Consider the following 7,415-nt stretch of genomic DNA (forward strand, 5'->3'; position numbering starts at 1 on the left):
GGCCGTGGGGCTGGATTCGCCCGCGCGGTCGGCCACCGATCCCACCCCCGCCCCGCGCCGACCCCCCCGGCGCCGCGGCCGATGGTAGACCGACCCCGGGTGGGGCGGCCGGAGCGAGATGCTCCGCCCGCCCCAGGGTCAAACCCGAGCGACACTAACCAGCGGATCGCGATTCGCGAATCAGGAGCCCCACACCGGCCGCGATCAACGCCGCCACCCCCGCCCCGGTCAGCCCGAGGTGAACCCCCTCGGTGATCCCCCGGCCCACGAGCCCACCAACTTCCCCCCCACTCTCGGCGAACATCCGGTTGGCCAGCTCCCGAGCCGCCGGGCCGGACAGCTCCCCGGAGACCACCCGACCGAACCCCTCGGCCACCAACGCCCCCAACACCGCGATCCCCACCAGCGCCCCGATCTGCTGCCCGGTCTCCCCAGTGGCCGACGCCAGCCCGGCCCGCTCGACCGGCACGCTCCCCAACAGCGCACTGTTGACCGGCGGAATCGTCAACCCGATCCCGACCCCGAACACCACCAGCAGGTACCACCAGGACGAATACGCCGCGTCCGCGCTGATCCCGCCCAGCAGCAGCAAACTGACCCCCATCAACACGCCACCCGCCACGATCGGCGGCCGAGACCCGAAGCGCCCCGCGATCAGCCCGGCCAGCGGCGCGGCGATAACCACCGCCACCATCGCGGGCAGGAACCGAACCCCCGCCGTGGTCGGCGAGAGTCCCTGGACCTGTTGCAGGAAAAGGCTGAGCAGGAAGAACGACGCGTACATCCCGAACGCCACCAGCGCGATCACCAGCGTGCTGGCCGTGAACGTGCGCGACCGCCACAGTTCCAAGTGGAGCATCGGATTCGACACCCGCCGCTCGACGGCGACCAGGACGACGAACGCCACCACCGAGACCGCGAACAGGCCCAACACCGGAGCAGCGGTCCACCCCAGCCGGGTGCCCTCGATCAGCCCGAATGTCAAGGTGCTCAACCACAGCACGGTCAACAACTGACCGGGCAGGTCGACAGCGCCCCGAAAACGCGCCGGGGAGCCCCAGCCGCCGAGGACTCGGGCGCCCAGGATCAGCGTGAGCACACCGATCGGCAGGTTCACCAGGAACACCGACCGCCAGCCCCACGCGTCGACCAGGGCGCCGCCGAGGATGGGGCCGAGGATCAGGGCGAGGCCGGACACGCCGGACCAGATGCCGAACGCCCGGGCCCGGTCGCGGGCCGCCGGGAAGGTCTGGGTCAGGATCGCCAGGGTCTGCGGGGTGACCAGGGCGGCGCCGAGTCCCTGCACGATCCGGCCGCCGACCAGCACCGGCAGGTTCGGCGCGACCGCGCAGACCGCCGAGCCCGCGGTGAAGACCGCCATGCCGGCGAGGAACATCCGGGCGCGGCCGAGCCGGTCGCCCAGGCTGCCCGAGGTCAGCAGCAGGGCGGCGAAGATCAGCACGTAGCCGTCGGCGATCCACACCAGACCGGCGATGTCGGCGTCGAGGTCGGCGCGGATCGCGGGCAGCATCAGGCTGATCGCGGTGCTGTCGAACAGCGCCATGAACAGGGCCAGGCACACGATGACGAGCGTGGCGGCCGGGGCTCGTTCGGTGGTCCGCGGAACGGCGGAAACCATGGTGCTCCTCGTCATCGGCGACAGGTCGAACTCCACCGTGTCAGCGGGCGCGGACCAGCCCAAGCCGACTGCGAGCGGCCCGCCCGGGCACGTCGGGCGGGGTGCCGGACCGGGCACCACCCGTCGGGCCCGGTGGTGCGGGACCATCGGCGACTGAACCGGCCGCGCGGGGGGAATAGCGTCGGAGTCCCGCACATCCACGGCAGGAGTCGGCGATGACGTCACACCGGATCGCGGCCCACCGGGCTTCGGCGAACGAGAGTCCGTACGCCCCGCCCGCCGCCGTCATCGAGGCAATGGCCGCGGCGGCGGCGCGGGTGAACCGCTATCCCACCGTCTATCCCGACGCGCTGGCCGAGGCGATCGCGGCCCACCACGGCATTCCCGCCGACCAGGTCGCGGTCGGCGCGGGCGGGGCCGGGCTGATCCAGCAGATGCTGCACCTGACCGCCCGGGGCAAGGGCGAGGCGGTCATCGCCTGGCGGTCGTTCGAGGGCTACCCGCTGCTCGCGGACGCGATGGGGGTGCCGGTCCGGCGGGTCCCGCTGCGCGCGGACACGCACGACCTCGACGCGATGGCGCGCGCGGTGCGCAGGCGGACCAAGCTGGTGTTCATCTGCAATCCCAACAATCCGACCGGCACCACGGTGACCCACGCCGACCTGATCGCGTTCCTCGCCCGGGTCCCGCGCCGGGTCTTCGTCGTCCTGGACGAGGTGTACCGCGACTTCGCCACCGACCCGGCCGCGGCTGACGGCCTGCGGCTCTACCGCGACCACCCGAATGTGGTGGTGCTGCGCAGTTTCTCGAAGGCGTACGGGCTGGCGAACCTGCGGGTGGGCTATGCCATCGGCCAGGCCGGGCCGATCTCCGCGCTGCGTGCGGTGACCATGCCGTTCCTCGTCTCGGACGTGGCGGCCGCCGCGGCGGCCGCCGCGCTGGCGACGGAGGCGGAGTTCGCCGCCCAGCGAGCCCGTATCGTGCGGGAACGCGAGCGGGTCGCGAGCGGCCTGCGCGCGACCGGACTCGCCGTGCCCGCCCCGCAGGGGAACTTCGTCTGGCTGCCGCTGGGACCGTCCACAGCGGACTTCGAGGCGGCGTGCCTGGCCCGGGGACTGCACGTGCACGCCTTCCCCGGCGAGGGTGCGCGGATCACCATCGGTCTGCCGGAGAGCAACGACCTACTGCTGGAGATCGCGAGAGGACACCGATCGTGACCGACACCCGCGATGTGCTGACCAGGCGGACGCCCGCCCCGGCCATGACGCTGTCCTACGGCCCGCTCGCCGATCACGTGGCCGATCTCCGCCTACCGTCCACAAAGGACCCCGCGCCGCTGCTTCTGTTGTGGCACGGTGGTTTCTGGCGGGCCAAACACGACCGCACGGTGATCGCGCCGATGGCCGCGGGCCTGGCAGAGCGCGGGTTCGCGGTGGCCAGCGTCGAGTTCCGGCGGACCGGCGGGGGCGGCGGCTGGCCCGCCACGTTCGTCGACGTGGCCGCCGCCGCGGACCGACTGCCCGCGCTGGTCGAGTACGCGGTCCCGGGCCGGGTCGACCGGACCAGGCTGGTGTACGCGGGCCACTCCGCGGGCGGGCACCTGGCGATCTGGGCCGCGCTGCGCGACCGGCTCGACGTCGGCGCGCCCGGCCGCACCGCGCACCGTCCGCGGGTGGCGGGCGTGTTCGCCGTGGCGCCGCTGCTCGACCTGGCCGAGGCCCACCGGCTCGGCCTGGGCGAGGACGCCGTGGACGCGTTCCTCGGCGGCGGCCCGGAGCACGTGCCCGACCGCTACGCCGCCGCCGACCTGACCCGGCTGGGGACCCCCGCGGTCCCCACGGTGCTCGTCCACGGCGATCAGGACCAGCGGGTGCCGGTCGAGCAGTCCCGCCGCTACCGGGACCGGACAGGGGTCCCGCTGGTCGAGGTGCCCGGCGCGGACCACTTCGCCGTGATCGATCCCGAATCGCCCGCGTGGCCCGCCGTGGTGGCCGCCCTGCTGGACCCGAAACCGCTCGTCGGGGCGCCCCTGGCCTGAGTGGACCGGCCGATCGGGTACCACCCGGGGGTACCGCATCCGGCCATCCCCGCGCCACCGCACCGCCCCTACGCTTCGGCCATGACCCAGGTGAGCAGGAGAAACGCCAGGAGCGCGGTGTCCCCCGCACTCACCCCCGATGGCATCGCCGACTTCACCAAGAGACTCACGGAGTTCTGGCAGTCCTACGAATTCGTCCGACAGGACGAGCTGACCCGGGCGCAGTACCTGGTGTGGCAATGCCTGGCCGTGTTCGTCTCGCGAAACATCGAGGACGGCCCGGACGGCGAGCCGATCGACTGCGTCCCGTTCCTGGGCAACCTCGACACCGGCGACTCCTCGACCGCGCCCTTCCCCGCCGTCTCGGCGCACCTGGCGCGCGAGGTGGTGTCCGAGCACCTGCGGCACTACTCCGTGGCGATCACCGACGACGGCCTGGTCGAGGCGTTCTGGGGGTTCCTGGCGCGGTTCGGGTTCGCGCTGGCCGACCAGCGCGAGCGGCTGGACACGATCGTCGGGTACGGCACCGTCAACCTCTACGACTCGCTGTGCCGCTACCTGATGACGATGCCGGGCGACGTGCTGCTCATGCCCGAGCTGACCTACGGGTTCTTCCTCGCGCAGCCGCACCGGGCAGGCGGAACCGTGGCCACCGTGCCGTTCGACGCCGCGGGCAAGATCGGCCCGGCCGAGCTGGCGCGGGTGATCGAGACCACCAACGAGGCGCTCTACCGGCGGTGGCTGCCCGACCGCGCCGCCGCCGTCACCCGCGTCCTCGACGAGCTGCACCAGCGGGGCCGGATCGAGGCCGCGCCCACCGCCGACGTGGTGTCCCGGCTGGTCGACGGCCTGGACGAACTGTCCCCCGACGACGGCGCCCGCGAGCTGTACGCGCGGGCCATCGCGCGGTACCCGGGACTGTCGATCGGCATCCGGGTCACCGGCCACCGGCACCCGCACCAGATCCTGCGCCCGCCGCGCGCGGTGGCGCTGCTGCACATCAACCCCGGGCTGACCGGCGCGGTCTACAGCGCCGCCGAACTGGCCGCGCTGGCCGCAGTCCTCAAGGCGCGCGACGTCTCGGTGATCGAGGACCTGGCGTACCACTCGATCCGGCTCGACGGGCCCGGCACGCACTCCTTCCAGCACCACCTGCCCGACACCTACACGCTGTTCGGGCTGTCCAAGCCGTTCGCCGTGGCGGACCTGCGGGTCGGCCTGCTGCTCGCGCCGAAGATCGAGTCGAGCAGCGTCAACCACCTCATCGACACCAGCGTCGGGTTCGTCTCGGGCGCGCTGCAGCGGACGATGGCGGCGTGCCTGGGCGCCGATCGGGACGAGCTCGCGGCGTACCTGGACGAGGTGTCCGGTGGCTACGAGTTCCGCCGGGCGCTGATGACCGCGATGCTGGAGGGCATCGGGTCGGCCAGGGTCGATCCGGCGGTGCGCCCGGAGGTCGAGCGGGTGCTGCGCGCGGGTGCTGCCGGGTTCTTCCGGGAGAAGTTCCGCCACGGGATCGTCCTCACGGACACCGCGCTCGATCCCGGTGGCGACCGGTACGAGGATCTCCCCGCCGCGGTGCTCGACGAGCACGCCCGGCTGGTCGACGCCTTCGTCGGCGAGGGCCTGGCCAGGTGGTTCGAGATCGAGGTGGTGCCCACGGCCGGGTTCTTCCAGATCGTGAGCTGTCGGCGGCTGCTGGCCCGCAACCCGGTGGAGGCGGCCGGGATCGAGCTGCGGACGGCGTTCGACGTGTTCGCGTTCCTGGCCTATTTCCTTGGTGTGCGGTCGATTCCCGAGGAGGGCATGGGGCTGCCGCGGCCCGACACCACCCGGCTGCGGTTCTCGTTCTCGCCGGAGGTGTCGACGCTCGTCACGACCCTGTTCACCACCTACCTCGCGCTCTCCGGGCTCGACCGCTGAAAGCCCTGTGACAGCAAGCAAGCCTGCCGGTCCTATGCCCACTTAGGACCGGCAGGCTTGCTGGTGCCCGCGATTCACCGCAGGGCGACCAGGCCGTCCTCCGGCGCCGCCTCGTCGGCTTCGCGGACCGCGGTGAACGCGTCGATCACCCGGTCGAGGTGCCGGTCGGTGTGCTCGGACTGCACGCTCAGCCGCAACTGCGGGTTTCCCTTGGGCACGGCGGGATAGATCGCCGGGTTGACGTAGACGCCCGCGTCGAACAGCGCGCTCCACGCCAGCACGGCGCTGCCCTCGTCGCGCATCCGCACCTGCAGGATCGGCGTCTGCACCTCGGTGCCGTCGATCAGCCGCGGCGCGGGCGGCACGTCGAAACCCAGTCCCGCCAGTGCTTCGCGCAGCCGCGCGGCGTTGGCGGTGAGCCGCCCGCGCTTGTCATCGCCCTCCGCGGACAGCACGATCCGCAGCGCCGCCTGGGCCGCGCCGAGCCCGGCGGGCGGGGTGGCGGCGGTGAACAGGAACGGCCTGCTGTTGGTCCGCAGGTAGTCGATGACGTGCGCGGGCCCGGTCACGAAGCCGCCGCCACCCGCCAGCGCCTTGGAGAAGGTCCCCATCCGCAGGTCGATCGCGTCGACCAGGCCGGCGAGCGCGGCGACGCCCTGGCCGCGCGGCCCGAGGATGCCGAACGCGTGCGCCTCGTCCACCAGCAGCCGCGCCCCGTGCCTGCGCGCGGCCGCGGTCACCCCCGCGAGGTCGGACATGTCGCCCTGCATCGAGTACACGCTGTCGACGACAACCAGGGTGCCGGTGCCGTCGCGGCGGGTCCGGTCGAGCACGGCGTCGAGCCGGTCGAGCCGGTTGTGCTGGAAGGGCATCAGCCTGCCGCGGGCCAGCGTCGCGCCGTCCAGGATCGAGGCGTGGTCGCCGCCGTCGCAGATCGCCACCTCGTCGGCGCCCACCAGCGCGGAGATGACGCCGAGGTTGGCGGCGTAGCCGCTGGGGTAGATCAGCGCGTCGCCCTCGCCGAGCCACTCGGCGACCTCGGCCTCCAGTTCCAGGTGCAGCGGCACAGTGCCGTTCATGACCCGGGAGCCGTTGAGGGACGTGCCGTAGCGCAGGGTCGCCTGGTGGGCTCCGGTGGCCACGCGCGCGTCGCCGGACAGGCCGAGGTAGTTGCTGGAGCCGAGGTTGACGCACGGCACGCCGTCCATGATCGTCACGGCCGAGGGCGGGCCCTCCATCAGGCTGAAGTACGGATACCTGCCCACTCCAGCCAACTGCCGGGTCAGGGACCGGATGTGGTTGTCGTGCGTCTTGGCGAATACGTCTGTGGGCACCGATCAATGCCACCACCGGCGAACGCGGCCGGACAGCCTCGACCGACGCCGCCGGGCGGGCAGGTCTTCCCTGATCATCGGGTGGTGCCCATCCGGCAGGCCCGGCCGGGGCGGGCGGGCCGGGGATCGGACGTTAGCTTGGACGGGTGGCGCACACACGACTCGCACCGACCGACGGCAGCCCCAAACGGGAGCGTGGGTGGCCGCGGGCGCTGCTCCTGGTCGTCGTCGTGGGCGTCGCCTACTTCGTCGGATTCGCGGCGCTGGTCTCCGCCGCGAAGATCACCGCCGAGCCCGCGGTCCTGGTCCTGGCGGGGCTCGCGGCGGCGGTGCTGGTCAATGGGGCGGGCGTCGCGCTGGCGATGCGGCGGCGCCCGCCCGGGCGCCGGCGGGCGAACTCCCCCGGGGTGTTTGGCCCGGGTTTCCAGGTCACCACGCAGGGTCCCCACAGCGGCGCCGCGGCGGCCCCCGCGGCCCCCCC

General features: G+C 73.0%; 6 protein-coding genes. 4 read left to right on the forward strand and 2 right to left on the reverse strand.

Going from position 1 to position 7,415, the window contains the following annotated elements:
* Positions 1 to 154 precede the first annotated feature (154 nt).
* Positions 155 to 1,639 (reverse strand): MFS transporter, encoded by a 1,485-nt coding sequence (locus ACT4N7_RS27700; RefSeq protein ID WP_444831813.1) that lies wholly within the window; start codon positions 1,637 to 1,639, stop codon positions 155 to 157.
* 215 nt (positions 1,640 to 1,854) lie between these two features.
* Here ACT4N7_RS27700 and ACT4N7_RS27705 point away from each other — a divergent pair, with 215 nt between their 5' ends.
* The 3 genes from ACT4N7_RS27705 to ACT4N7_RS27715 all read left to right on the forward strand — a co-directional run bounded on the left by ACT4N7_RS27705 (position 1,855) and on the right by ACT4N7_RS27715 (position 5,600).
* Complete coding sequence (locus ACT4N7_RS27705; protein ID WP_444831814.1) at positions 1,855 to 2,856, forward strand: histidinol-phosphate transaminase; 1,002 nt, start codon at positions 1,855 to 1,857, stop codon at positions 2,854 to 2,856.
* Positions 2,853 to 3,677, forward strand: coding sequence for an alpha/beta hydrolase family protein (locus tag ACT4N7_RS27710; RefSeq protein WP_444831815.1), 825 nt, complete (start codon positions 2,853 to 2,855; stop codon positions 3,675 to 3,677). The genes ACT4N7_RS27705 and ACT4N7_RS27710 overlap by 4 nt, the downstream gene beginning before the upstream one ends.
* Before the next feature lie 81 nt (positions 3,678 to 3,758).
* On the forward strand, positions 3,759 to 5,600 hold the full coding sequence (locus ACT4N7_RS27715) for an aminotransferase class I/II-fold pyridoxal phosphate-dependent enzyme (protein WP_444831816.1): 1,842 nt from the start codon (positions 3,759 to 3,761) through the stop codon (positions 5,598 to 5,600).
* A 74-nt stretch (positions 5,601 to 5,674) separates the two neighbouring features.
* Here ACT4N7_RS27715 and ACT4N7_RS27720 read toward each other — a convergent pair whose 3' ends face one another.
* Positions 5,675 to 6,934, reverse strand: a complete 1,260-nt coding sequence (locus ACT4N7_RS27720) for an aminotransferase class I/II-fold pyridoxal phosphate-dependent enzyme (RefSeq protein WP_444831817.1) — start codon at positions 6,932 to 6,934, stop codon at positions 5,675 to 5,677.
* A gap of 146 nt (positions 6,935 to 7,080) precedes the next feature.
* Here ACT4N7_RS27720 and ACT4N7_RS27725 point away from each other — a divergent pair.
* Positions 7,081 to 7,415, forward strand: a 335-nt coding sequence (locus ACT4N7_RS27725; protein WP_444831818.1) for a hypothetical protein, incomplete at its 3' end; no start/stop codon positions are given.

This window comes from Actinokineospora sp. (assembly GCF_052390155.1).
Lineage (GTDB): Bacteria > Actinomycetota > Actinomycetes > Mycobacteriales > Pseudonocardiaceae > Actinokineospora.

What these genes read in the sequence shown, in the direction of transcription:
- ACT4N7_RS27715 (WP_444831816.1), top strand. Translation starts at nt 3,759, where the DNA reads ATGACCCAGGTGAGCAGGAGAAACGCCAGGAGCGCGGTGTCCCCCGCA.
- ACT4N7_RS27705 (WP_444831814.1), top strand. Translation starts at nt 1,855, where the DNA reads ATGACGTCACACCGGATCGCGGCCCACCGGGCTTCGGCGAACGAGAGT.
- ACT4N7_RS27700 (WP_444831813.1), bottom strand. Translation starts at nt 1,639, where the DNA reads ATGGTTTCCGCCGTTCCGCGGACCACCGAACGAGCCCCGGCCGCCACG.